The sequence below is a fragment of the Rhizobium sp. Root491 genome (genome assembly GCF_001427205.1).
Taxonomy (GTDB): domain Bacteria; phylum Pseudomonadota; class Alphaproteobacteria; order Rhizobiales; family Rhizobiaceae; genus Agrobacterium; species Agrobacterium tumefaciens.
Genome location: NZ_LMFF01000015.1, coordinates 155,709 through 179,690, shown reverse-complemented (window position 1 = coordinate 179,690; position 23,982 = coordinate 155,709). Strand labels below are relative to the sequence as shown.

The following is a 23,982-nucleotide window of genomic DNA, read 5'->3' as shown; positions in this document are numbered from 1 at the left end:
TGAAATTATCGCTAACTTCGGCAAAACATGCGCGAAAGAAAAACGCATTGGCGTCAACCGCAGGAAAACTTCGTGGATCACCTCTCTTTGCAGTCCACGCTTCGTGAAATGCACGCCATCCTGCAATCGCGCAGACTGTGGCTGACCTTCCTTGCCATATTGGCGATCTTCATTCTGACCGGCCCTTTCGGGACAAGTGAGACCATGAGTTTCGCCGACCGGCTGCTTTACTGGACAATCGTTCAGGCTGGCGCATGGACGTTCGCAATATCCTTTTCCATCCTCGCCAACACCATCCTTGCCGGCAGCATTGAAAATATGCTGACACGCATGATGATCGGCTCGCTGACGGCAGCCCTGCCCATCGGGCTGCTGCTTTCCATCATGAACCAAATCTTTTCCGGCAGGGAAATGGGTTTCGCTGCCTTTCTGAAAAGCAGCCTGTCGGCCCTGCCGCTCTGCGCCATCTTTTGCCTGCTGAGCTACCTCACGGCCTGCCAGTCACGCGCAACGGCAACGGATGCCGTTGCGGACCCGAATGGAGATGCCAAAGGTGAGGTGAAAAGCATCGCGCCGCTGCTGGAGCGGCTGCCGCCGCAAAAGCGCGGAGAATTGCTGCGGCTGTCGGTGCAGGACCACTATACCGAAATCGTCAACACGCGCGGCCATCAGCTCGTTCTGCTGCGTTTTGCCGATGCGCTGAAAGAAATAGGCCTCACGGAAGGCTTGCAGGTGCACCGTTCCCACTGGATTGCCATTTCCGACGTCGTCTCGTTGCGTAAACAGGCTGGCCGTCTGCACGTCATTACAAGAGACGGCTCGGAAATACCCGTCAGCCGCTCCCATAGCGCGGCCGTGCAGGCCCGTTTCGCCGCGCATACACCGGCGGGTTAAGAGTTTCTGTCGATTCCGGAATTTATGGGGTTCCGTTCTCAAAAACATTTGCCTATAAGCCGCTTCTAGCCTGAAAACTTTGAATTGCGCGCCCCGGCCGGTGATCTTTCACCCTGGCTGGTGTTTTGCGCAACCAAAACGCGGAACGAGAGAGCCATGCCGAAGCGCCAAGATATCAAGTCCATCCTCATCATTGGCGCAGGACCGATCGTCATCGGCCAAGCATGTGAATTCGACTATTCCGGCACCCAGGCCTGCAAGGCGCTGAAGGAAGAGGGTTACCGGGTCATTCTGGTCAACTCCAACCCGGCCACCATCATGACCGATCCGGGCCTTGCCGACGCAACCTATGTCGAGCCGATCACCCCGGAAGTCGTTGCCAAGATCATCGCCAAGGAACGCCCGGACGCGCTGCTCCCCACCATGGGTGGCCAGACCGCGCTCAACACCGCGCTGTCCCTGAAGCGCATGGGCGTTCTCGACCGCTACAATGTGGAAATGATCGGCGCCAAGCCCGAAGCCATCGACATGGCCGAAGACCGCGCCCTCTTCCGCGAGGCCATGGCTCGCATCGGCCTTGAGACGCCGAAGTCCATGCTGGCCAACGCCACTGAAATCAAGGACGCCGATCGCAAGAAGCACGAAGCTGCCCGCGCCGAACTCAAAGCGAAGCTTTCCGGTGCGGAACTGGACAAGGCGCTGGACGATCTGGAAAACCAGTGGAACCTTGGCGAGACCGACCGCAAGCAGCGTTACATGGCGCATGCGATTGCAATCGCCGCCCAGGCGATCGACCATGTCGGCCTGCCAGCCATCATCCGCCCGTCCTTCACGCTCGGCGGCACCGGCGGCGGCATTGCCTATAATCGCTCCGAATTCTTCGACATCGTCTCGGGCGGCCTCGACGCTTCGCCGACCACCGAGGTGCTGGTCGAAGAATCGGTTCTCGGCTGGAAGGAATATGAGATGGAAGTGGTCCGCGACACCGCGGACAATTGCATCATCATCTGCTCCATCGAAAACATCGATCCGATGGGCGTCCACACCGGCGACTCCATCACCGTTGCGCCAGCGCTGACGCTGACCGACAAGGAATACCAGATCATGCGCAACGCCTCGATTGCGGTGCTGCGTGAGATCGGCGTGGAAACCGGCGGCTCGAACGTGCAGTTCGCCGTCAACCCGAAAGACGGCCGCCTCGTCGTCATCGAAATGAACCCGCGCGTTTCGCGCTCGTCCGCTCTCGCCTCCAAGGCAACCGGCTTCCCGATCGCCAAGATCGCCGCCAAGCTCGCCATCGGCTATACGCTCGACGAGCTGGAAAACGATATCACCGGCGGCGCGACGCCTGCCTCGTTCGAACCGTCGATCGACTACGTCGTCACCAAGATCCCGCGTTTCGCCTTTGAGAAGTTCCCGGGCGCCTCCCCGATCCTCACAACGGCCATGAAGTCCGTCGGTGAAGTCATGGCCATCGGCCGCACCTTCGCAGAATCGCTGCAAAAGGCGCTGCGCGGCATGGAAACTGGCCTCACCGGTCTCGATGAAATCGAAATCCCCGGCTTTGAAGAGGGCGAAGGCTCCAAGAACGCCATCCGCGCCGCCATCGGCACGCCAACGCCGGATCGCCTGCGCATGGTCGCCCAGGCGCTGCGCATGGGAATGACGGAAGAAGAAGTCCACGAAAACTCGAAGATCGACCCCTGGTTCATCGCCCAGTTCAAGGCAATTGTGGACATGGAAGCCCGTGTCCGTGAGCAAGGCCTGCCGCAGGACGCAGAGAACCTGCGCATGCTCAAAGCCATGGGCTTTTCCGACGCCCGCCTGGCAATTCTGACGGGCAAGCGCCCGAAGGAAGTGGCCGAGCTGCGCAACAGCCTCAATGTTCGCCCGGTCTTCAAGCGCATCGATACCTGCGCGGCAGAATTCGCCTCGCCCACCGCCTACATGTATTCGACCTATGAAATCCCCTTCGTCGGCGCCGCCCGCTCTGAAGCGCAGGTTTCCGACCGCAAGAAGGTCGTCATCCTCGGCGGCGGTCCGAACCGTATCGGCCAGGGCATCGAGTTCGACTATTGCTGCTGCCATGCTGCCTTCGCGCTGAAGGATGCAGGCTTCGAAGCGATCATGATCAACTGCAACCCGGAAACGGTTTCGACCGACTACGACACTTCCGACCGCCTCTATTTCGAACCGCTGACGGCCGAAGACGTGATCGAGATCATGCGCGCCGAACAGGAAAAGGGCGAACTGGTCGGCGTCATCGTGCAGTTCGGCGGCCAGACGCCGCTGAAGCTGGCCGAAGCGCTGGAAAAGAACGGTATCCCGATCCTCGGCACCGCGCCTGACATGATCGACCTTGCCGAAGACCGCGACCGCTTCCAGAAGCTGCTGATGAAGCTCGACCTCGCCCAGCCGAACAACGGCATTGCCTATTCGGTTGAACAGGCGCGCCTCGTCGCTTCGGAAATCGGCTTCCCGCTGGTCGTGCGTCCGTCCTATGTTCTGGGTGGCCGCGCCATGCAGATCATCCATTCGGAAGGCCAGCTCCAGACCTATCTGCTCGACACGGTTCCGGGCCTAGTGCCAGAAGACATCAAGCAGCGTTACCCGAACGACAAGACCGGCCAGATCAACACCCTGCTCGGCAAGAACCCGCTTCTGTTCGACAGCTACCTGACCAACGCCGTCGAAGTCGACGTCGATGCACTGTGCGACGGCGAAAACGTCTTCGTGTCGGGCATCATGGAGCACATCGAAGAAGCCGGTATCCACTCGGGCGACTCGGCCTGCTCGCTGCCTTCCCGTTCGCTGAGCAAGGAAACCCTCGACGAGCTGGAACGCCAGACGACGGCGCTTGCAAAGGCGCTCAACGTCGGTGGCCTGATGAACGTTCAGTACGCGATCAAGGACGGCACGATCTACGTTCTCGAAGTCAACCCGCGCGCCTCGCGCACGGTGCCCTTCGTTGCAAAAACCATCGGTGCGCCGATCGCCAAGATCGCTGCCCGCGTCATGGCCGGCGAAAAGCTTGATGCGGCGATTGCCGCTTACGGCAAGAAACCCGATCCGCGCAACCTGAAGCACATCGCCGTCAAGGAAGCCGTTTTCCCGTTCGCCCGCTTCCCCGGCGTCGACATTCTGCTCGGACCGGAAATGCGCTCGACCGGCGAAGTCATCGGCCTCGACACGGATTTCGCACTCGCCTTCGCCAAGAGCCAGCTCGGCGCCGGCGTCGACCTGCCGCGCTCCGGCACCGTCTTCGTCTCGGTGCGCGACGACGACAAGGACCGCGTATTGCCCGCAATCCGTATTCTGGTCGAGAGCGGCTTCAGGGTACTGGCAACCGGCGGCACCCAGCGTTTCCTTGCTGAACAGGGCATCAACGCCGAGAAGATCAACAAGGTGCAGGAAGGTCGTCCGCATATCGAAGACGCCATCCGCAACCGGCAGGTCCAGCTGGTCATCAACACCACCGACAGCAACAAGGCGATTTCCGACTCGAAGTCGCTGCGCCGCGCAACGCTGATGCAGAAGGTGCCCTACTACACGACGATGGCCGGTGCGGAAGCAGCAGCCCTTGCCATCAAGGCGCTTAAGGCCGGCAATCTGGAAGTGAAGCCCTTGCAGAGCTACTTCCTGTAAAATCAGCCGACAACAAAGATCATGGAAACGCCGCGGGTCATGCCTGCGGCGTTTTGCATTGTCTCACAAAAAGCTCAAAAGCCTCACGCCGCCAGGGCTTCGCGCACGCAATTGCGCCCATCCGTCTTGGCGCGGTAAAGGGCGCGGTCCGCCATTTCCGCCAGGGTCTGAAGATCGCAGCGCATATCGCCGCTGGTTGCGACGCCGATGCTGATCGTCACGCCGACACGCAAACCGCCGCAATCGACCTCGTTTACCGAAACCGCATCACGAATACGCTCGCCGATCATGCAGGCCTTTTGCACACCGGCACCCGGCAGAAATATGATGAATTCCTCGCCGCCATAACGCGCCAGCAAATCAGCGCCGCGTATGCTTCCGCCGATGCGCTTTGCCACTTCCTGAAGAACACTATCGCCGACGGCATGCCCGAAGCGATCGTTGATCGACTTGAAGTGGTCGATATCGAGCAGCATGGCCGCATCGGTGGGATCGGGCACCGCCGGCATGGCCTGGAAAAAGAAGCGGCGGTTCTTGACGCCCGTCAGAGGATCGGTGTTGGCGAGAACCAGCAGTTTCCGTTCTGACCGCTCGGCCACCAGCATCATCACGAACAGCGCGATGGCAAAGTTCAACATGATGATGAAGAAAAACGCATTGACCAGATTGATGGTGGCGTAGTCGGGGAAAAGCATACTTTTCACCACCGACAACGAAATCAGGCCGGAAATGCCGGTGATCGCGCCAAGCGCCAGACGGGACAGAAGCGGCTCCTTGCGCCACCTGGCGAAAAGCCCGCCCGCCCCCGCAAGATAGGCCAGAGCGGCGCAGCCATTGAACAGGGCCGCACGATAAGCGTTATTGTCGGCCACTTGCTGTGCGAGGACAATCGCCAGTACGGTAATGAGACAGGCAACGAATAGGGTTCGTGGGCCGACAAAGCGCCCGTCGCTCAGGATTTTCAGGCCGAGCCAGATCAGCGCATAACCCACAATACCGAAGACGATGCTGCCGAGCTGCCAGAAAGCCGGCGACATTATCCCCCATTCACCGTAACCCGCGAGCGTGGAGCCTATCGTCATGGCGGAAAAACCGGCCGCGAGAGCAACCGGACCGCGCAAACCGCCATTTGTCAGCTGGAGATACATAAAGCTCAGCAACCCGACAATGTAAGAACATTTTTGCATCAGTATGACTGTCGCAAGATCAAGTTCGCCTAGCATAATTTGTCCACATAATAAATAAATTCAATATGCGCGATTATAGTATTAAGTATAAAGTTTCAATAAAAATAACCAGCAAATAAACGGTAAATTATGTCAACGATAATTAAAATAAATACAAATTATAATATAGAAATACATAGGAAAGACTATTAGAATTATCTTATAAACGCAATATCCTTTCTGAAGCGCAGCATTTCGTCCTCTTTCTGCCGCGAATCAGACAGGCGCAGCAGATAGGAGGGATGCACCGTAACAAAAAGCGTCCGCCCTTCCTGCATCGGTATCGGGCGACCCCGAACCTCCGAGACCTTTTCCTTTCCGCCTGTCAGCGCATAAAGCGCAGTTGCACCCATGGCAACGATAAGCTTCGGCCGTACCAGCTCGATTTCCTTGTTAAGCCACCAGCGGCATTGCTGCACCTCGCCCGCATCCGGTCGCTGGTGAATGCGCCGCTTGCCGCGGGCCTCGTATTTGAAGTGTTTGACGGCGTTGGTGACATAAAGCTTTTTTCGGTCAATACCGGCGTCAACCAACGTCCGGTCGAACAGCTGACCAGCGGGACCGACGAAAGGTTTTCCGGCAAGATCCTCGTGATCTCCCGGCTGTTCCCCGACGATCATCACTTTCGCATCTTCAGGTCCCATGCCGAATACTGTCTGCGTTGCCTTGCAATGCAGGGCGCAGCGCGTGCATTGGCCAGCCTCCCGCGCCAATGAAGCGAGCGTACCGTCCGGCGCCGGTGGCGGCTCTTCACGCGCAGAGGCCGCGGCCTGCAGGCGGTGATGGAATGGTTGCGGCTGGCTCGCAGCCTTTGCCGCCATCTCCAGCACCCGCGCCTCGGCACCGAGAACGAGACCTGGAATAAGCTCGGCTTCCGGCAAATTTTTCCAGTATTTCTTTGGCATCTCTGCCGTCATCGCTTTTATCTTCAGACGCGCCGGATTGAATATGTTGGCATAATAGGTTCGCCACAGCTCGTCCGTTTCATCCGTCAGCTCAGGCTTGGACGCGGCCTGCCGCGATGTCTCCAGCACGTTTCCGTCCCACCACGCGGAGCCGTTCGGTGTCGCGATCAGCCAGTCCATATCCGTGAACCGCCGCTGGAAAAACGGGGCCGTGCGCTCGACGATGAAGTGATCCGGCTCGAACCATGCGACGAAGCGCCGCCGCCCACCCTTCCCCTGCGGCAAGGATAATTCCTTGAAGCGAACAAAGGCCGTCATCTTGTGACAATCGCGGCGGACCGATTTTTCAAGCTGCCGGGCTTCGGAAACATCCGCATCGGACTTGAACTGCAACAGGGCGCGATCCCGCTTCAGCCGCCACAGCAACCGGTAAAGCAGTGCGAAACGACCCGGATCGCTATGACAGATAATCGCTTGCGCCAAAGTCACGAAGGAGGCTGGAGCGGACACCTGCACGTCATCCGCACGGGCCGCCGGCAAAGGCTCTCCGGCAAAATCGAGAAGCCCGGCTTTCTCATCCCGCAACCGCCAGTCAATCGCCTCCGGCGGCACATTGGCGGCGAGAGCCGCGCGCGCCGCATCACGCCACTCGCCGAAATCGCCCCGCCCTTCCAGAACCGGGCCGTACATCACAGCAGCGATAATTGTTCGGGCTGCGGAGCAAACATCGCTCGCAAATCCGGCCGTTCGGTCAGCTTGCCCGGCGTCCAGCCGTCGGCAACGATGAAGGCCTTCACCTTTTTCAGGGAAACGCCGAAGCGGGCAATATCCTCCAACCGCAACCGTCGAAACCGGCGTGAAGACAGGATCGAGGCGACCGTCTTGGTACCGAAGCCGGGCACGCGCAGCAATATTTCGCGATCCGCCACGTTCACGTCCACTGGAAAACGGTCGCGATTTTTCAGCGCCCAGGCAAGCTTCGGATCTATATCGAGATCGAGCATTCCGTTACCGCCGATCGCGGTTATTTCACCAATGTCGAACCCATAAAAACGATAAAGCCAGTCGGCCTGATAAAGCCTGTGTTCCCGCATCAAAGGCGGCTTGATGAGCGGCAGGTTCTTCGACGAATCCGGAATGGGGCTGAAAGCCGAATAATAGACGCGCCGCAAACCATAGCTGCCATAAAGTCGAGCGCTCGTGGACAGAATGGTGCTGTCATCAGCCCCATCCGCCCCAACGATCATCTGCGTGCTCTGTCCTGCAGGCGCAAAACGTTTGGTCTTTCGCGTCCTGACGGTCGGCTCCCCCGCCTCCTCGATCTTCAGACGGATATCAGCCATCGAGCGGCGAATATTGGCGGGCTGCTTTTCCGGCGCAAAACGGCTGACGCCGCTATCAGTCGGCAATTCGATGTTGATCGACAGCCGGTCGGCGTAAAGCCCCGCTTCCTCAATAAGCTTTGGCGATGCTTCGGGAATGGATTTCAGATGGATGTAGCCGCGAAAGCCATGCGTGACGCGCAGTTCCCGCGCCACCCGCACCATCTCTTCCATCGTATGATCGGAAGAGCGGATAATACCGGAAGAGAGAAACAGCCCCTCGATATAGTTGCGCCGATAGAACTCCAGCGTCAGCCACACCACCTCCTCGGCAGTAAACCGCGCCCGCTCGACATTGCTCGAAGAACGATTGATGCAATAGGCGCAATCATAGATACAGAAATTGGTGAGCAGTATCTTCAGGAGCGAAATGCAGCGCCCGTCCGGCGCATAGGCATGGCATATGCCCGACCCCTCCGTGGAGCCAAGTCCGCCGGATGCAGCAGAGCTGCGTTTCGTCGTGCCGCTGGCGGCACAGGACGCATCGTATTTGGCCGCATCGGAAAGAATGGCCAGCCGTTGCCTGATTGACTTCTTCATGGTTATGTTCACTATATGTTCTATTGAAAAATGTCAATCTCATCTGTTAAAGCCCTGAACGAATGCAAGAAAATGCCCGTCTCAAATTTGCTGGCATTTCGTTGTCGTCTTCTGATATAGTCGGCTTAGTTATGATTTTGGCATGGTTCCGGAGTTCCCCTCCGGAACCTGTTTCTTTTTGTGTCTGCAAGTAAAGCGACAGGACTGCGAAGGATAAAAAAATGGTAGAAAAAGTACCGATGACGCACGGTGGATTCATCAAGCTGCAGGAGGAGCTGCGCTTTCGCCAGCAGGAGGAGCGTCCCCGTATCATCGAGGCAATTGCGGAGGCGCGCGCCCATGGCGACCTTTCGGAAAATGCCGAATACCACGCTGCCAAGGAAGCCCAGAGCCATAACGAAGGCCGCATCACTGAACTCGAAGACTTGACCGCACGCGCGGAAGTCATCGACCTTTCCAAGATGTCCGGTTCCAAGATCAAGTTCGGCGCCACCGTCAAGCTGATCGACGAGGATAGCGACGAGGAGAGAATCTATCAGATCGTTGGCGACCAGGAAGCCGATGTGAAGGCTGGACGCATTTCCATTTCCTCGCCCATCGCCCGCGCCCTCATCGGCAAGGAAGTCGGTGACAGCATCGAAGTCAACGCACCGGGCGGCGCCAAGGGTTACGAGATTCTCGCCGTACAGTGGGGCTGATCTGCCCTTTCATGCAATGCGCCCCTCGGGCGCATTGCATTGATATCCTGAACTGAACATCCTGCCTTAGCCGCAAAGACGGAAGCCCATCTTGTCCCACGCCAGTCTGAAAGATGTGCAGGTGCTTGCGCCGAACTTCAAGCGCAGGCTCTCCGGCGTTACCTCCACCATCGTTCAGCTTATTCCGGTACAAAACCGGCTGGGTCAGAAGGTGGCCGTCATCGGCCCCGGCCTGCCGCAGCATCTGCCACATGTGCGCTTCCGTGATCTGTGGCGGCTCTGGCAAAACGGCCCGCTCAGCGGTCCGCGCATCTGGCACGCCCGCCGCAATCTCGAAATGTTGCCGGGTATTCTCATGCGTGACGTGCTGCGCATGAAGGTGAAGCTGATGTTCACCTCGGCGGCGCAAAGGCGACATTCCGCCTATACCCGCTTTCTGATTTCAAAAATGGATGCGGTCGTCGCGACAAGCGGCCGCTCAGGCTCGTTTCTGGAAGTACCACACAGCGTCGTCATGCATGGCGTCGATACCGAGCTGTTTCATCCCGCAACCGGCCCGGAGGATACGATCGCTTCGACCGGCCTGCCGGGGCAATTTCTCATCGGATGTTTCGGACGGGTGCGCCACCAGAAGGGAACAGACCTTTTCGTGCGCGCCATGATCGAACTTCTACCCAACTATCCCGAATGGACGGCCGTCATCTCCGGCCGCGTGACCGCAGAGCACAAGGCCTTCGCCGACAAGCTCGTGGCCGATGTCGCAGCAGCCGGCCTTGCGGACCGCATCGCGTTTCAGGGCGAGGTGGACGACATCAAGCCCTGGTATCGGCGGCTAACCCTCTATGTCGCACCGTCACGCAACGAGGGCTTTGGCCTGACACCACTGGAAGCCATGGCGTCCGAGACGGCTGTCGTTGCCAGCAATGCCGGCGCTTATGAGGAAATGATCGTCAAGGGCGAGACAGGCATGGTCGTTGAGGCCGGCGACTACGCGTCCCTGCGGGATGCCATTAAAACCTATCTTGCCGATCCTGCTCTCGCCAGGGACCATGCCCGTGCCGGACTTTCGCATGTGCGCACTGCATTTCCGCTGGAAAAAGAGGCGACAAGCCTCGGCAATATCTACGACGCGTTGCGGCGCGGGTAAGCGCCGGCGCAATCACTCAAAGGTCCGCCGATCAGATTTCCACCAGACCGACGCGCTTGACCTGACGGATGGTGAGCATGGTGCGCACGGTGTCGACGTTTTCGTCCGCTGTCAGAACCTCGATGACGAAATCCTGAAACTCGGTCAGGTTTCTGGCGATGCAATGCAGAAGGAAATCGCTTTCGCCGGATACCATCCAGGCCTGGCGCACCAGCGACCATCCGGCCGTCGCCGCTGCAAAGGCTTTCAGATTGCTGTCCGACTGGCGCTTGAGGCCGACCATGCAGAAGGCAACGAGATCGAAACCGAGCTTCGGCGCGTTCAACATGGCGTGATAACCCTCGATCACGTCGGCTTCTTCCAGCTTGCGGACGCGCCTGAGGCACGGCGGCGCGGAAATACCGACCCGTTCGGCCAGCTCCACGTTGGTCATGCGCCCGTCGCGCTGCAATTCGCGCAGGATTTTCAGATCGATGGCATCGAGTTCGACGCTGGTCACGGAGAGGTTCCTCGTTAAGCCGGAGAACTTCCTTGTACTACCAGGCGCAGGATTCGCAACAATATGCCGCCGGCCGGTCACAAAATTGCGCGCGCATCCACAACTGCCTTGTTGGTAACGCAAGGCTGCCCTTGAATAAAGGCACTAGACAACCTTAAATACCGGGCAACGAAGGGGTTGCGGCCTGTCCACCGTGCTGCGGCTGGAATGTTCTGCTGCCGAAAGGCCCCGCTACTTTAAAAAGGATTGTTTCCATGTCTGCCCGCCATACCAAGGTATTGATCATTGGCTCTGGTCCCGCCGGTTATACCGCGGCGATCTACGCGGCCCGCGCAATGCTGAAACCCGTGCTGATTGCCGGCATGGAACAGGGTGGCCAGCTGATGATCACCACCGATGTCGAAAACTATCCGGGCTTTGCCGATCCGATCCAGGGCCCCTGGCTGATGGACCAGATGCTGAAGCAGGCGACGCATGTGGGTGCGGAAATCGTCAGCGACCTCGTGACCGAAGTCGAAACCAACACGCGCCCCTTCGTGGTCAAGACCGATTCCGGTCAGGTCTGGACCGCCGACACGCTGATCATCGCAACAGGCGCAAAGGCCAAGTGGCTCGGTATCGAGAGTGAGCAGCACTTTCAGGGCTTCGGCGTTTCCGCCTGCGCCACCTGCGACGGTTTCTTCTATCGCAACAAGGATGTGATCGTGGTCGGCGGCGGCAACTCTGCCGTGGAGGAAGCGCTCTATCTCGCCCATATCGCCAAGTCCGTAACCGTCGTGCACCGCCGCGACAGTTTCCGCTCGGAGAAAATCCTTCAGGAACGGCTCTTCGCCAAGGAAAACGTCAAGATTCTGTGGAACACGGAAATCGCCGAAATCACCGGCGCTCCCGCCAAGCCGCCAATGCCACCCTCTGTTTCGGGTGTGCGACTGCGTGACACCAAGACCGGTGTGATCAGCGATACGCCCATCGACGGCGTCTTCGTCGCCATCGGCCACGCGCCGGCCGTCGAACTGTTCAAGGGCAAGGTGAAGCTGAAGGACAATGGCTACATGTGGACCGCGCCCGATTCCACCGCTACCGACGTGGAAGGTATTTTCGCCGCCGGCGACGTTACCGACGACATATACCGTCAGGCCATCACCGCCGCCGGTATGGGCTGTATGGCCGCCCTTGAAGCAGAACGGTACCTCACCGCGCAGCAGCCGCTTGCGGTAGCAGCCGAATAACCGAAAGGCAGGATAGGCATGGCAATGCCATTGGACTGGGATAAACTGCGCATTTTTCATGCCGCAGCCGAAGCGGGGTCTTTCACCCACGCTGCCGACAAGCTGCATTTGTCCCAGTCGGCCATCAGCCGCCAGGTCAGCGCGCTGGAACAGGATGTTGGCGTGAAGCTGTTTCACCGCCACGCCAGAGGTCTTATCCTCACCGAGCAGGGCGAACTGCTGTATCGCACCGCCCACGACGTGTTGCTGAAGCTCGAAACCGTCAAGATGCAACTGACCGAAACGACGGAGAAGCCGAGCGGCAAGCTACGCGTGACGACGACTGTTGGTCTCGGCCAGGGCTGGCTGACGGACAAGGTGCAGGAATTCCTGCAGCTCTATCCGGAAATGTCGATCCAGCTCATCCTCGACAATGAGGAGCTGGATGTGAACATGCGCCACGCCGATTGCGCCATCCGCCTGCGCCAGCCGCAACAGTCCGACCTTATCCAGCGCAAGCTGTTCACGGTGCACATGCACGTCTATGCGGCGCCGTCCTACATCAACCGCCACGGCGAGCCGCAGTCGATCGAGGATCTGGACAACCACCGCATCATCTCCTTCGGCGAACCGGCACCAAACTATCTGCTTGATGTCAACTGGCTGGAAAATGCGGGACGCTCGTCGGACAACACCCGCATTCCGCATCTTCAGATCAACAGCCAGACCTCGATCAAGCGCGCCTGCCTGCTGGGAATAGGTATCGCCTGTTTGCCGGATTACATCGTCGGGCGCGATCCGGGATTGATTCAGTTGTCACTTGCCGCCGATATCCCCTCGTTCGACACCTACTTCTGTTACCCGGACGAGATGAAAAACGCTGCAAAACTGAAAGCCTTCCGCGACTTCGTCGTTGCTAAGGCACGGAACTGGAACTTCTGACGTTTAAATAGGCCAGCGCCACAAAATATCATACTAATTCATGGGGTTGGCCGTCCCAAGATGGCGGCGCGCCAGACGCGCCGCACTTCAGCTTTGCACATAAATTATACCGGAAATATCTAGACCTGCACCGTACGCATGCCTGACCTGCACAAAAAAGAGTTGTTTCGTGCACAAAAAAGCACCATATCGCTCTCAGTTGATGCACACGGTGGCTTTTCCTCCCAGTTCCACCGCATCAGCTGTTCCCCTCTGGAGGTTTTTGACCTTCACACTTAAAGGGCCCTGGATTTATCCGGCGGCCCTCTTTTTTTACCCGCAAGAATTTTCTCCAATTTGGCGAAATATCGCATGATGCAACCTTGTTTTGCATTCTTGCCCCTCCCATATTTCAATCAGCTGTCACGCCTGCCTATGCACGCGACAGCTGTTCCCCTCTGGAGGTTTTAACCTTCAAACTCATTGGCCGCGGAGAAATCCGGCGGCCATTTTTTTGCGCGCTGTTCTCGGCCCGGGTGACTACCTCACAGAGACGTGAATTGTATATCGGAAAATATCGATATAAATATCGAACATGTCAGATATTAGAGAAACGCAGATGAACCCGGAGGAAATCCTCAAAGCCCTTTCACACCCCGCAAGGCTGAAGTTCCTCGAGTGGCTGAAGAGCCCTGAAAGTCACTTCTGTCAGGACCATCCGCTCAGCATGGGCGTATGCGCCAATCAGTTCCAGATCAGCGGCCTGTCGCAATCGACGGTCTCCTCACATCTGGCGGTTTTGCAGGCAGCTGGCCTGATAAGGTCAAAGAAAGTCGGGCAATGGGTGTTTTTCGAACGCAACGAGGAAACCATCGACGCCTTCCGCAATTATCTGCAAGCCAATCTTTGAGCCTCCCAAGCTTATAAGACCGGGGCGTCGGACCGGAAACTGCAAGGCGGTTTTCTCTCCGATGCCCATACATTAGGAAAGCGCGCCAGCCGCGCAATTTCGCCAACCGACCAGAAAGTGAAGTCGCATGACAAGTCTTTTCGAACCGGCACAGGCCGGCGATATCGCACTCGCCAACCGTATCGTCATGGCTCCCCTCACCCGCAACCGCTCGCCGGGGGCAATTCCCAATAATCTCAACGCCACCTATTACGAGCAGCGCGCAACAGCCGGGCTGATTGTGACCGAAGGCACGCCGATTTCCCAGCAAGGCCAGGGTTACGCGGATGTTCCGGGCCTCTACAAGAAGGAAGCGGTTGAGGGCTGGAAAAAGATCACGGATGGCGTGCATGTCGCCGGCGGCAAGATCGTCGCGCAGATTTGGCACGTGGGACGCATTTCCCACACCTCGCTCCAGCCGCATGGCGGACAGCCGGTCGCCCCTTCCGCGATTATCGCCAAGTCCAAGACCTATATCATCAATGATGACGGCACCGGCGCGTTTGCGGAAACCTCCGAGCCACGCGCACTGACCATCGACGATATCGGTCTTATCCTTGAAGATTACCGGACCGGCGCGCGCGCCGCACTTGAGGCTGGTTTCGACGGTGTCGAAATCCATGCCGCCAACGGTTATCTGATCGAGCAGTTCCTGAAATCCAGCACCAACCAGCGCACCGACGAATATGGCGGCTCGATCGAAAACCGCGCCCGCTTCCTCCTGGAAGTCGTGGATGCGGTTGCAGAAGAGATTGGCGCAGGCCGCACCGGCATTCGCCTGTCACCCGTCACACCCGCCAACGACATTTTCGAGGCCGACCCGCAGCCACTCTATAATTACGTTGCGGAAGAACTCGGCAAACGCAATCTCGCCTTCATCCATGTTGTTGAAGGTGCGACCGGTGGTCCGCGCGACTTCAAGCAGGGCGACAAGCCCTTCGATTACGCAGCCTTCAAGGCCGCCTATCGCAATGCGGGCGGCAAGGGCCTGTGGATCGCCAACAATGGCTACGACCGTGAGAGCGCCATCGAGGCGGTGGAAAGCGGCAAGGTTGATGCCGTGGCCTTCGGCAAGGCCTTCATCGCCAACCCGGATCTGGTGCGCCGTCTCAAGGACAACGCGCCGCTGAACGAGCCGAACCAGCCGACCTTCTATGGTGGCGGGGCTGAAGGCTATACCGACTACCCGGCTCTTGGCTGATCAGTGCTAAACTTGAAACGCCGCACCGCTCCACAGCGGTGCGGCGTTTTGCCGTTTCAGGACAGGCCTCGCGCCTGCCGCGCAGCAAAGTCTGAAAATGCGCCCATTACGAAGGCGTTGGCCACATGCAGCGCCTGCAGAAAGCCACTGCCCGTTTCCCGACCGATGCTCATCAACGCCACCTGAAGGCAGTAGAGAGCGAGCAGCACGAGCGCGCGCCCAAGGTTTGGCCGGAGGTCATCATGACGAAGGGCGAGCACGACTAGAGATACAATGGGAACGGCGATCAGCATGCCAAGCCCTTTGTGAACCACAAGCAGCGATCCGTCATAATAGATCGACAGCCCGGCCAGCAGCACCTGCGCGAAAATCAACACCGGCACGCCTGCCGAAATCACGGCGAACATACGGCGCCGCCGGGAAAATCCATTAGCCACTGTAACCATCACACCCTACCCCCGGCATCGGTCGCATGATGAAGGCCCGCCGGTTGCTGCACCTCGGTGAGACACCCAAGGCTCGCCAGTGTTTCCGATACTGCCGCATCGATCGGCGTTCGCGGTTCCGCGCCGAGGAATTCGACAAGCTTGCGGTTGCTCATCCGGATCGGCATCTGCCAGAGATATTTCATTTCCATGACTTCGCGGAACAGGGGAACGAACGGTGCAGCCAGCCCGACGGCTAACCACGAAAGCCGCCGCATCTTGACCGGATGGCCGACGGCCCGCTCGATTGCCCCAACCAGTTGCAGCCCGTCGAAATCCCAGACACCCTCCATGTGGTAGACGGCAAACGTTTGAAGCTCGTCCGAGCGATCGAGCAGCCGTCCGATTATCTCCGCAACATCCGGCAGATAGGCCCATTGATGCCCGGCATTCGGTACTGCTGGATTCTGAACACTGCGAACCGGCTTGCCCGGTCGCACCAGCATCTGCGAAAACCAGTTGTTCTTCGCGTCAGGACCAAAGAAATCACCGGTGCGGACGATCAGGACCGGCACGCCGCGCATCGACGCCATTTTCAAACGCCGCTCCATTTCAACGCGCAAGTTGCCCTTGCGGGTGAAAGGCTTTTGCGGACTGTCCTCCGTCAGAAGCGGAAAGGCATCCGGGCCAAAATTATAGATGCTGCCTGGAAACACGATCCTTGCCCCGCAGGCCTCGGCAGCGGCTATGGTATTGTCGAGCATCGGCAGCACTTGGCTGTCCCAGTTGCGATACCCCGGAGGATTGACCGCATGGACGATGAGCCCGGCGCCTTTGGCCGCCTTCACCACATCCTCCCGGTTCATGGCATCGCCAATCACGCGCTCGACGCCATCGACGGCATCAACTGGTGCCGATCGGCGAGTCATCGCCCGCACCCGCCAGCCGCGCTGCAACAACATCTTTGAGACATGGCTGCCGACGCCACCATTCGCCCCAACAATCAGCGCCAGAGGCCGGTTATTCTCTGCTGTATTTGCGTGGATTTCATATATCATTGCCATTACTCCTTCTTCTGGGCTGGAGTATCGGGCCATCAGGCGATATACGAAATTGTCCAAATGAGTGGAGCCGCTATACAAAATCTTATAATCAGAAGCCGCGATGTCAGCTGGGATTTTTACCGCACCTTCCTCAGCGTGCTGCGCGACGGCTCGCTTTCCGCCGCCGCCCGCGAACTCGGCATTACCCAACCGACAGCTGGGCGCCATATCGGAGCGCTGGAAGAGGCCATCGGCTTTCCGCTGTTCATCCGCTCGCCGCACGGGCTGATGCCGACGGAAGCGGCGCTGGCGCTCCGGCCCTATGCGGAAAATCTGGCGGCGACGGCCGCAGCCCTTATGCGGGCGGCCTCCGGCGAGGTCGGCAAGATCGAAGGAACCGTGCGTATCAGCGCATCGGACATCATCGGCGTTGAAATGCTGCCGCCGATCATCGCTGCCATGCGGGAGATTCATCCCCGGCTTGAAATAGAACTTTCACTATCCGACACGCTGGAAGACCTTTTGCGGCGCGAGGCTGATATCGCCATCCGCATGACCGAACCGCAGCAGGATGCCATCGTCATGCGCTATATCGGCAATTTCCGTCTGGGATTTCATGCCACACGCGATTATCTGGCAAGAGCCGGCATCCCGAAAAACATGGAAGAACTGAACAACCACCGTATGATCGGTTTCGACCGCAAGACGCCTTTCATCAGGGCGGCGATCCAACGCATGCGCTCGCTTGATCCGGAAATACCCGATATCGAAGAAATTTCCTTCGAAATTCGCGCCGACAGCAACCTCGCCCAGCTTGCCATGATCCGCGCCAGCGCAGGCATCGGCGTCTGTCAGATCGGCCTGGCGCGCAAGGATCCGCGGCTTGTCCAGGTCCTTCCGAAAACCGACATCCCGCTGCACGCATGGGTCGCGATGCATGAAAATCTCAAGACCTCGCCGCGATGCCGTGCCGTGTTCAGCGCCCTTGTCGACGGCCTGAAGGCCCACCTGAAGGAAACCGATCCGGGCGCCCCGCCGCAACGACGCTAGCGCCATTGCAGCATCGATGCCGCACGGCCTTGCGCCCGCAAATCCGCAAGACAGACCGGCGAAGCATGGAGGGTGATGCTGTTCTCACCGGAAATGTTGACGCACTCCATCAAAACGGTCTGGCCGGCGGTGAAATCTTGTCGACCACTTCCGCCTCCGGCCGGTCGCCGCCCTGGCTGTATTCCTCATGCCACTGGCCGCGTTCGTCCTGATAGCTGATTTCCTCATCATCGCCGCCCACCTGCTGTTCGGCAGCAACGATGCGCGCGGCCTCGACCGCATCGGCATAGGTAGGAAATGTTTCGGAATAAGCGCCGTTCATGCGGTAGGCGAAGCCACCGTCATGTTCCACGACTTCATATACCACTTTTGTCATGCATGTTCCTCCTGTTTCAGTAGGCGACATCGCAACCACAACCGCGCTTCAAGCATTGCACCCGACGGGGGACAACACGGCATGAGCAGCATGTCCTTGACCGTAACACTATCCTACCAAAAGCACTCAAGCGCAAATCCTGCTTGATCTTAACGACGATACGTCACAGCCTCACACTCTCAGGGGAAGGGAAATCGATGGCGGGTTCTATTTTAAAGCAGGAGCGCATGTTGCTGCTGGCAATACCGGTGGCAGTCGTCGCCTATATGGCCGAACATGCGATATTCGAGGCCGGCAAAACGGCGTCGCTGATTGCCGCGATCGCCCTGATCGGGATGATCGTTCTGGTGTCGATGCGGGTTGCCCACCACGCCGAAATCCTCGCCGCCAAGGTCGGAGACCCCTATGGCACGATGATCCTGACGCTGTCTGCCGTGGCGGTGGAAGTGTTGATCCTTGCCATCATCATGAGCGAATCCAATTCGCCGACGCTCGTGCGTGACACGATCTATTCCGCCGTGATGATCGACATCAACGGCATTCTGGGACTGGCCGCCCTGCTGGGAGGCCTTCGCCACGGCGAGCAGCCCTACAATGACGATTCAGGCAAGACCTACGGCGTCATGATCCTGACTGCCATGGGCATCTCGATGATCGTGCCGGAATTCATCCCCAAGGAAAGCTGGCACGTCTATTCCGCCTTCACCATCGTCGCAATGATCGCGCTTTATGCGCTGTTCCTGAAAATGCAGGTTGGTCCGCACAGCTATTTCTTCAGCTACGCCTATCCCCGCAAGGCTCATCCCAGCGGTCATCCATCCGGCGATCACACGGAGGACGAGGATGAGGGCAGCGTGTCCCTCTCCATCGGTCTCATCGTCGCGGGCGTCGTGCTGATCGGCGTGCTGGCGGAATTCATGGCGGCCTTCCTAAGCCAGAGCCTCGAGGGCACAAGCGCGCCACCGGCACTGATGGCCGTCGTGGTCGCGACGATCTCAGCATCACCGGAAATCTTGACCGCGCTCAGGTCCGCATTGCGCAACCGCATGCAGGCCGTGGTCAATATCGCCATGGGCGCATCGCTTTCGACGGTCATCCTCACCGTCCCTGTGATGGAGGGCATCGCACTCTACACCGGTCAGCCGTTCATCATGGCGATGACGCCGGTTCAGACGGTCATGGTCTTCATCACCCTCATCGCCGCCGCCATCAACCTCAATGACGGTGAAACCAACGCGATCGAGGGAATGACGCATTTCATCCTCTTCGCCACGTTCATCATGCTGTTGTTTCTCGGGCTTTAGCCGCAACAAAAAAAGCCCGGCATCGCTGCCGGGCTTTGTTATTCAATATCCTAGACCGATCAGCGGCAATCGGCGCAGAAGCGCTGGATGCGCTTGCAGGCCTCTTCCAGCAGTGCTTCCGACGTGGCGTAGGAAATGCGGAAGTTCGGGCCGAGGCCAAACGCCGATCCCTGCACGACGGCAACACCTTCGGCTTCCAGAAGCTCGGAGACGAAATCCACATCCGACTCGATAACCTTGCCGGACGGCGCGGTCTTGCCGATCATGCCGGCGCAGGACGGATAGACGTAGAATGCGCCTTCCGGAGCCGGGCAATTGATGCCTTTCGCCTGGTTGAGCATGGAGACGACGAGATCGCGGCGGTCTTCAAAAATCTTCTTGTTGGCCGGAATGAAATCCTGCGTGCCGTTCAGCGCTTCGACAGCCGCCCACTGAGCAATCGAGCTGGCGCCCGAGGTCTGCTGGCCCTGGATCATATCCATGGCCTTGATGAGCGGCAGCGGGCCGGCTGCATAGCCGATACGCCAGCCGGTCATGGCATAGGCCTTGGAGACGCCGTTCATCGTAAGCGTGCGGTCATAGAGCGAAGGCTCCACCTCAACCGGCGTGACGAATTTGAAGTCGCCATAGGTCAGGTGTTCGTACATGTCATCAGTCAGCACCCAGACGTGCGGATGCTTGACCAGCACGTCCGTCAATGCCTTCAGCTCGTCATGCGAATAGGCAGCGCCCGAAGGGTTGGACGGCGAGTTGAAAACGAACCACTTGGTCTTCGGCGTGATCGCCTTTTCCAGCGCTTCCGGCTTCAGCTTGAAATTGTCTTCGAGCGTCGTGTCGACGAAGACAGGCGTACCGCCGCAGATCGCCACCATTTCCGGATAGCTGACCCAGTAAGGTGCAGGAATGACGACTTCGTCACCCGGGTTGAGGGTGGCCATGAAGGCGTTGAAAAGGATCTGCTTGCCACCGGTGCCGACGATGGTCTGCTCCGGCTTGTAGTCCAGACCGTTTTCGCGCTTGAACTTGTCGGCGATCGCCTTGCGCAGTTCAGGAATACCTGAAACGGGCGTGTATTTCGTTTCGCCGCGCTTAATGGCGTCAATGGCGGCTTCCTTGATGTTTTCGGGCGTATCGAAATCCGGCTCGCCGGCGCCAAGGCTGATCACATCGCGGCCCTTCGCTTTAAGCTCACGGGCTTTCTGGGTAACAGCGATGGTGGCGGATGGCTTTACGCGGGAGAGAATGTCGGCAAGGAAGGCCATTTTTAATCGGTCCTGTTGTGGTTGACATCGGCAGAGGCGGAAAATCCTGTCTTCTGCGGCATTTTCTATGTCGAAAGACAGGCGCTCTTTCAAGGTCAAAAGCAGCATATGTGACACGGGGAAGAATTTAAACCTTCCTTAACCCGGAAGTAACGCTTGATGCGCTATATTCTCCGGCTAGAGGTCGTGTCTCTGTAGCTGGTTGAAAAATGGCGCCCAAAAGCATCTTTTCCAGTCTTGTCCGCGAGGTCGATGGCACATGGTCCACGGCCTATGGCACCTTCAACTTGAAATCAGCCCTGCAGCCCATTTTTCGCCGAACGATGAACGGCGCTCTCGACATCGATTCCTTCGAGGGCCTGGTGCGTCCCCATCGCAACGGCGAACCTGTGACACCCGGTGAATTCTTCTCGCTGGTGGCGCCAGAAGATATAGAGAATATCGACAGTATTCTGCGCACGATCCACATTCTCAATACCGGCAGGCTCAATCGTTCGCGCGCCCGCGTTTTCGTCAACTTCCATCCGGGCCTGTTCCAGACCCCGGCCAAGATGCGTCAGGAAGTGGAGCGCATGCGCCTTACCGCCCACGAGGCCGGCATGACGGCAGACCGCATCGTCTGCGAAATCTCCGAGAAAAAAGTCTCCGATACGCAGATGGTCGCCGACTTCGCCTATCATATGCATGACATCGGTTTTCGCGTGGCGCTGGACGATTATGGCGCGGGCGATTCCGACATTGACCGGGTGAAACTCATCAAGCCGGACTATGTGAAATTCGAGGCAGGCTGGGTGCGTGATTTCATGCAGAATTCGGCAGGGGCCGCCCTTCTGCGCGTCATCGTCAGCCAGTTTCGCGACGATGGGATAGAGCCGGTGTTCGAAGGACTGGAAACCGGCAGGCAGGTGGATATCTGCGAGGACCTCGGCGTCCTGCTGATGCAGGGATACGTGTTGGCAAAACCCGAACTAGCACCGACGAGCTTCGATGCGCGCTTTCCCGAACTCGGCAGCGGATATTTTTCACCCTCGCCAAGGTCGGATAGAAGTACTGCGACACCGGCATTCCCGCGTGAAGACCGCCTCGCCGAGCCGCATACCCTGCGCCAGACCAGAACCTTCGGAAAACGCGGCCTTTGAGGCGGTTGACAGCGAAATTGTCCCGAAATCGGCTTTGCCACGATATTGCCACAATAAATACTGCGGAACGCCTGAATTCGGTCTCCAAGCCGTCCATTTCGAAGCCTCTTTTATCCTTTGAGAACAGGGACAAGAGGCGATCGCCATGTTTACCAACGACAGGACATCAGTTGAACGGTTAAGGGCGCAGAGAACGCTGTTTTCGCTCTGGATGGCCATTGCCGCCTTTCTTGTCGTCGTCACCATGGCCGCCGGGATCGCAACCTCGGCCAATGCAGCCCCTCAGGCAGTCGACACCCTGCAGACATCCTCTATTCCGCAGGTGACGGCAACCGCGCGGGCGGGCGGCCACCTGTTGCTGGTTATCTTCTCGGCCGCAGCCTTCATCAGCCTCGGCATAGGCGGCCTCGCGCTTACCCGGCGAAGCCTGAAGGACGAGGCCCGCCGCCACAAGTAAGCCGCCCTCTCCTCGACTTGCGGCATCGGCGTGTTGCTGCTAAAGCACAGGGGAAGTCGTCAGAACGACGTTTCAAAAATCCCCGAAATGCCAAGGCCGCGACGGAATGATCTTCGGGCCCCTGCTGTGCTGGTGCCATCAATGACGCGTATTCAGGCCAACATGCTGCTTCTGCTCGCCGCGGCGATCTGGGGAGGCGGTTTCGTCGCACAATCATCCGCCATGGCCTCGATCGGGCCATTCTGGTTCGTCGGTCTGCGCTTCGCCATTGCCGCCATCGCCGTGCTGCCATTCGCCCTGATGGAAAACCGCTCGAAAAAATCGCCGCCACGTCGCAGGGAAATTGGCGGCTTCATCCTTGTGGGCCTCGCCCTGTTCGGCGGCGCGACGACGCAGCAGGTCGGGCTTTTGACTACAACCGTCACCAATTCCAGCTTCCTGACGGGACTTTACGTCATCTTCGTGCCCGTGATCGCCGTCATTCTTTACCGGCGCCATCCCCACTGGATCGTCTGGCCCGGCGCCCTGATGATGCTGGGCGGAATATTCCTGCTCTCGGGCGGCGCATTCGAGGCGCTGACGCAGGGCGATATTCTCAGCATCATCTGCGCCTTCTTCTGGGCAATCCAGATTACGCTTGCAGGACGTTTCGTTTCCGAAAGCGGACGGCCGCTTGCGCTCTCATGCACTCAGTTTGCGATTTGCTCTCTCTTGAGTTGCATGATCGGCCTTGCGGTAGAACCCATCAGCATGGCGTCCATAGAAGGGTCGCTGGCGGAAATTCTATACGTCGGCCTCGTATCCTCCGGCCTCGCCTTCGTTTTGCAGGTCGTCGCCCAGCGGTATACGACCGCGCCGCAGGCTGCGATATTTCTCTCTTCAGAGGCGCTTTTCGGTGCCTTGCTGGCGTCGATTTTCCTGAAGGAAACCATTTCCAACGCCGGTTATATCGGCTGCGTGATCATTTTCGCCGCTATATTGATCGTCGAACTGGTGCCGGAACTGACGCGTAAACGGCAAAAAACCGTCGTTGGAACGGCCTGAGGCAGAAAGAACTGATTTTTCTGTTTCGAGAAAAAATCGTACCGCCGCATTCAAAATTTTGCCCGGAAACCGAAGGCAACCGGCAATTATTTCATCAATTATCAAATATGCGGAAAAAATGTGCGACTACGCGCAGGAATTCTACCGCAGGTTTTTATCCGACAAAAAGCCCGTGAAAAGTTTTGCTTGCCAATTTTCCATAAACGCAGCAATCTACTGCGGTTCGGGCAATTTGCGAGCATGGGAAGGCCTATAAATTTGCGCACTGGGGACGCTATAAACCTCGGGCGGTGGGACGAAAAACGTTGGATGAGAACGCCATTACTTCCCGCTGTGAAGGTCCTTTTTCTCAATAGTCAAGAGCTGCCTGCCAACGCCCTCGCGGGGCAAAACTGTAATGCTGCCTGTAGCTGAACGCGGGCAGAGCGAAAAGGACCTGATGCATGGCCGAAACTGGCACCGTAAAATTCTTCAACACAGACAAAGGCTTCGGCTTCATCAAGCCAGACAATGGTGGCGCTGATATCTTTGTTCATATCTCTGCCGTACAGGCTTCCGGCCTGTCCGGACTTTCAGAAAATCAGAAAGTGAGCTTCGACACGGAACCGGATCGTCGCGGCAAGGGCCCGAAGGCAGTCAATCTGCAGATTGCTGGCTAACCGTAAAA

The 23,982-nt window shown here is 58.2% G+C and carries 22 protein-coding genes; 14 read left to right on the top strand and 8 right to left on the bottom strand.

Annotation, left to right across the window (positions count from 1 at the left end; genetic code table 11):
* The first annotated feature begins 27 nt into the window (after positions 1-27).
* Both ASD46_RS17550 and carB read left to right on the top strand, forming a co-directional pair.
* Positions 28-894 (top strand): LytTR family DNA-binding domain-containing protein, encoded by an 867-nt coding sequence (locus ASD46_RS17550; protein WP_025594103.1) that lies wholly within the window; start codon positions 28-30, stop codon positions 892-894.
* 156 nt (positions 895-1,050) lie between these two features.
* Positions 1,051-4,539: a carbamoyl-phosphate synthase large subunit gene (gene carB, locus ASD46_RS17545; RefSeq protein WP_003513392.1), complete on the top strand. Its 3,489-nt coding sequence runs from the start codon at positions 1,051-1,053 to the stop codon at positions 4,537-4,539.
* An 83-nt stretch (positions 4,540-4,622) separates the two neighbouring features.
* Here the strand turns inward: carB and ASD46_RS17540 are convergent, their stop codons facing one another.
* From ASD46_RS17540 to ASD46_RS17530, 3 genes are all read right to left on the bottom strand, one after another.
* Positions 4,623-5,762, bottom strand: coding sequence for a GGDEF domain-containing protein (locus ASD46_RS17540; protein ID WP_025594105.1), 1,140 nt, complete (start codon positions 5,760-5,762; stop codon positions 4,623-4,625).
* Positions 5,763-5,920: 158 nt separating this feature from the next.
* Positions 5,921-7,360 carry a UdgX family uracil-DNA binding protein gene (locus ASD46_RS17535; RefSeq protein WP_029658789.1) on the bottom strand — a complete coding sequence of 480 codons (1,440 nt, stop codon included), beginning with the start codon at positions 7,358-7,360 and terminating at the stop codon, positions 5,921-5,923.
* On the bottom strand, positions 7,360-8,592 hold the full coding sequence (locus tag ASD46_RS17530; RefSeq protein WP_025594107.1) for a putative DNA modification/repair radical SAM protein: 1,233 nt from the start codon (positions 8,590-8,592) through the stop codon (positions 7,360-7,362). The genes ASD46_RS17535 and ASD46_RS17530 overlap by 1 nt, the downstream gene beginning before the upstream one ends.
* A gap of 221 nt (positions 8,593-8,813) precedes the next feature.
* Here ASD46_RS17530 and greA point away from each other — a divergent pair, with 221 nt between their 5' ends.
* Both greA and ASD46_RS17520 read left to right on the top strand, forming a co-directional pair.
* The gene (greA, locus tag ASD46_RS17525) at positions 8,814-9,290 is read left to right on the top strand and encodes a transcription elongation factor GreA (RefSeq protein WP_003513396.1); all 477 of its coding nucleotides are present in this window, start codon (positions 8,814-8,816) and stop codon (positions 9,288-9,290) included.
* Positions 9,291-9,381: 91 nt separating this feature from the next.
* Positions 9,382-10,437: a glycosyltransferase family 4 protein gene (locus tag ASD46_RS17520; protein ID WP_035198643.1), complete on the top strand. Its 1,056-nt coding sequence runs from the start codon at positions 9,382-9,384 to the stop codon at positions 10,435-10,437.
* 31 nt (positions 10,438-10,468) lie between these two features.
* Here the strand turns inward: ASD46_RS17520 and ASD46_RS17515 are convergent, their stop codons facing one another.
* Positions 10,469-10,936, bottom strand: a complete 468-nt coding sequence (locus ASD46_RS17515) for an Lrp/AsnC family transcriptional regulator (RefSeq protein ID WP_003513401.1) — start codon at positions 10,934-10,936, stop codon at positions 10,469-10,471.
* 254 nt (positions 10,937-11,190) lie between these two features.
* On the opposite strand from ASD46_RS17515, the gene trxB reads away from it, so the two are divergent.
* From trxB to ASD46_RS17495, 4 genes are all read left to right on the top strand, one after another.
* Positions 11,191-12,165 carry a thioredoxin-disulfide reductase gene (trxB, locus tag ASD46_RS17510; protein ID WP_003513403.1) on the top strand — a complete coding sequence of 325 codons (975 nt, stop codon included), beginning with the start codon at positions 11,191-11,193 and terminating at the stop codon, positions 12,163-12,165.
* Between the two features lie 24 nt (positions 12,166-12,189).
* Positions 12,190-13,086 carry a LysR family transcriptional regulator VtlR gene (locus ASD46_RS17505; RefSeq protein ID WP_003513405.1) on the top strand — a complete coding sequence of 299 codons (897 nt, stop codon included), beginning with the start codon at positions 12,190-12,192 and terminating at the stop codon, positions 13,084-13,086.
* Positions 13,087-13,684: 598 nt separating this feature from the next.
* On the top strand, positions 13,685-13,975 hold the full coding sequence (locus ASD46_RS17500; protein WP_003513408.1) for an ArsR/SmtB family transcription factor: 291 nt from the start codon (positions 13,685-13,687) through the stop codon (positions 13,973-13,975).
* Between the two features lie 127 nt (positions 13,976-14,102).
* A complete protein-coding gene (locus tag ASD46_RS17495; RefSeq protein ID WP_003513410.1) occupies positions 14,103-15,215 on the top strand; it encodes an alkene reductase in 1,113 nt (370 codons plus the stop codon).
* Between the two features lie 56 nt (positions 15,216-15,271).
* Here the strand turns inward: ASD46_RS17495 and ASD46_RS17490 are convergent, their stop codons facing one another.
* Together ASD46_RS17490 and ASD46_RS17485 are read right to left on the bottom strand one after the other, a co-directional pair.
* The gene (locus tag ASD46_RS17490) at positions 15,272-15,661 is read right to left on the bottom strand and encodes a DUF6220 domain-containing protein (protein ID WP_025594112.1); all 390 of its coding nucleotides are present in this window, start codon (positions 15,659-15,661) and stop codon (positions 15,272-15,274) included.
* Positions 15,661-16,698 (bottom strand): NAD-dependent epimerase/dehydratase family protein, encoded by a 1,038-nt coding sequence (locus tag ASD46_RS17485; RefSeq protein WP_025594113.1) that lies wholly within the window; start codon positions 16,696-16,698, stop codon positions 15,661-15,663. The genes ASD46_RS17490 and ASD46_RS17485 overlap by 1 nt, the downstream gene beginning before the upstream one ends.
* 63 nt (positions 16,699-16,761) lie before the next feature.
* Between ASD46_RS17485 and ASD46_RS17480 the strand changes: the two genes are divergently transcribed.
* Positions 16,762-17,733, top strand: coding sequence for a LysR family transcriptional regulator (locus ASD46_RS17480; protein WP_162995197.1), 972 nt, complete (start codon positions 16,762-16,764; stop codon positions 17,731-17,733).
* A 109-nt stretch (positions 17,734-17,842) separates the two neighbouring features.
* Here the strand turns inward: ASD46_RS17480 and ASD46_RS17475 are convergent, their stop codons facing one another.
* Complete coding sequence (locus tag ASD46_RS17475) at positions 17,843-18,109, bottom strand: DUF2188 domain-containing protein (RefSeq protein ID WP_003513427.1); 267 nt, start codon at positions 18,107-18,109, stop codon at positions 17,843-17,845.
* Between the two features lie 197 nt (positions 18,110-18,306).
* On the opposite strand from ASD46_RS17475, the gene ASD46_RS17470 reads away from it, so the two are divergent.
* Positions 18,307-19,413: a calcium:proton antiporter gene (locus ASD46_RS17470; protein WP_025594117.1), complete on the top strand. Its 1,107-nt coding sequence runs from the start codon at positions 18,307-18,309 to the stop codon at positions 19,411-19,413.
* 59 nt (positions 19,414-19,472) lie between these two features.
* Here ASD46_RS17470 and ASD46_RS17465 read toward each other — a convergent pair whose 3' ends face one another.
* Positions 19,473-20,675 (bottom strand): pyridoxal phosphate-dependent aminotransferase, encoded by a 1,203-nt coding sequence (locus ASD46_RS17465; RefSeq protein WP_060642556.1) that lies wholly within the window; start codon positions 20,673-20,675, stop codon positions 19,473-19,475.
* A gap of 209 nt (positions 20,676-20,884) precedes the next feature.
* Between ASD46_RS17465 and ASD46_RS17460 the strand changes: the two genes are divergently transcribed.
* From ASD46_RS17460 to ASD46_RS17440, 4 genes are all read left to right on the top strand, one after another.
* Positions 20,885-21,814, top strand: coding sequence for an EAL domain-containing protein (locus ASD46_RS17460; RefSeq protein WP_035198647.1), 930 nt, complete (start codon positions 20,885-20,887; stop codon positions 21,812-21,814).
* Between the two features lie 145 nt (positions 21,815-21,959).
* Positions 21,960-22,271 (top strand): hypothetical protein, encoded by a 312-nt coding sequence (locus tag ASD46_RS17455; RefSeq protein WP_075807739.1) that lies wholly within the window; start codon positions 21,960-21,962, stop codon positions 22,269-22,271.
* 141 nt (positions 22,272-22,412) lie between these two features.
* Positions 22,413-23,315, top strand: coding sequence for a DMT family transporter (locus ASD46_RS17450; RefSeq protein WP_025594121.1), 903 nt, complete (start codon positions 22,413-22,415; stop codon positions 23,313-23,315).
* Between the two features lie 443 nt (positions 23,316-23,758).
* Positions 23,759-23,974 carry a cold-shock protein gene (locus tag ASD46_RS17440; RefSeq protein WP_003494703.1) on the top strand — a complete coding sequence of 72 codons (216 nt, stop codon included), beginning with the start codon at positions 23,759-23,761 and terminating at the stop codon, positions 23,972-23,974.
* Positions 23,975-23,982: the final 8 nt, after the last annotated feature.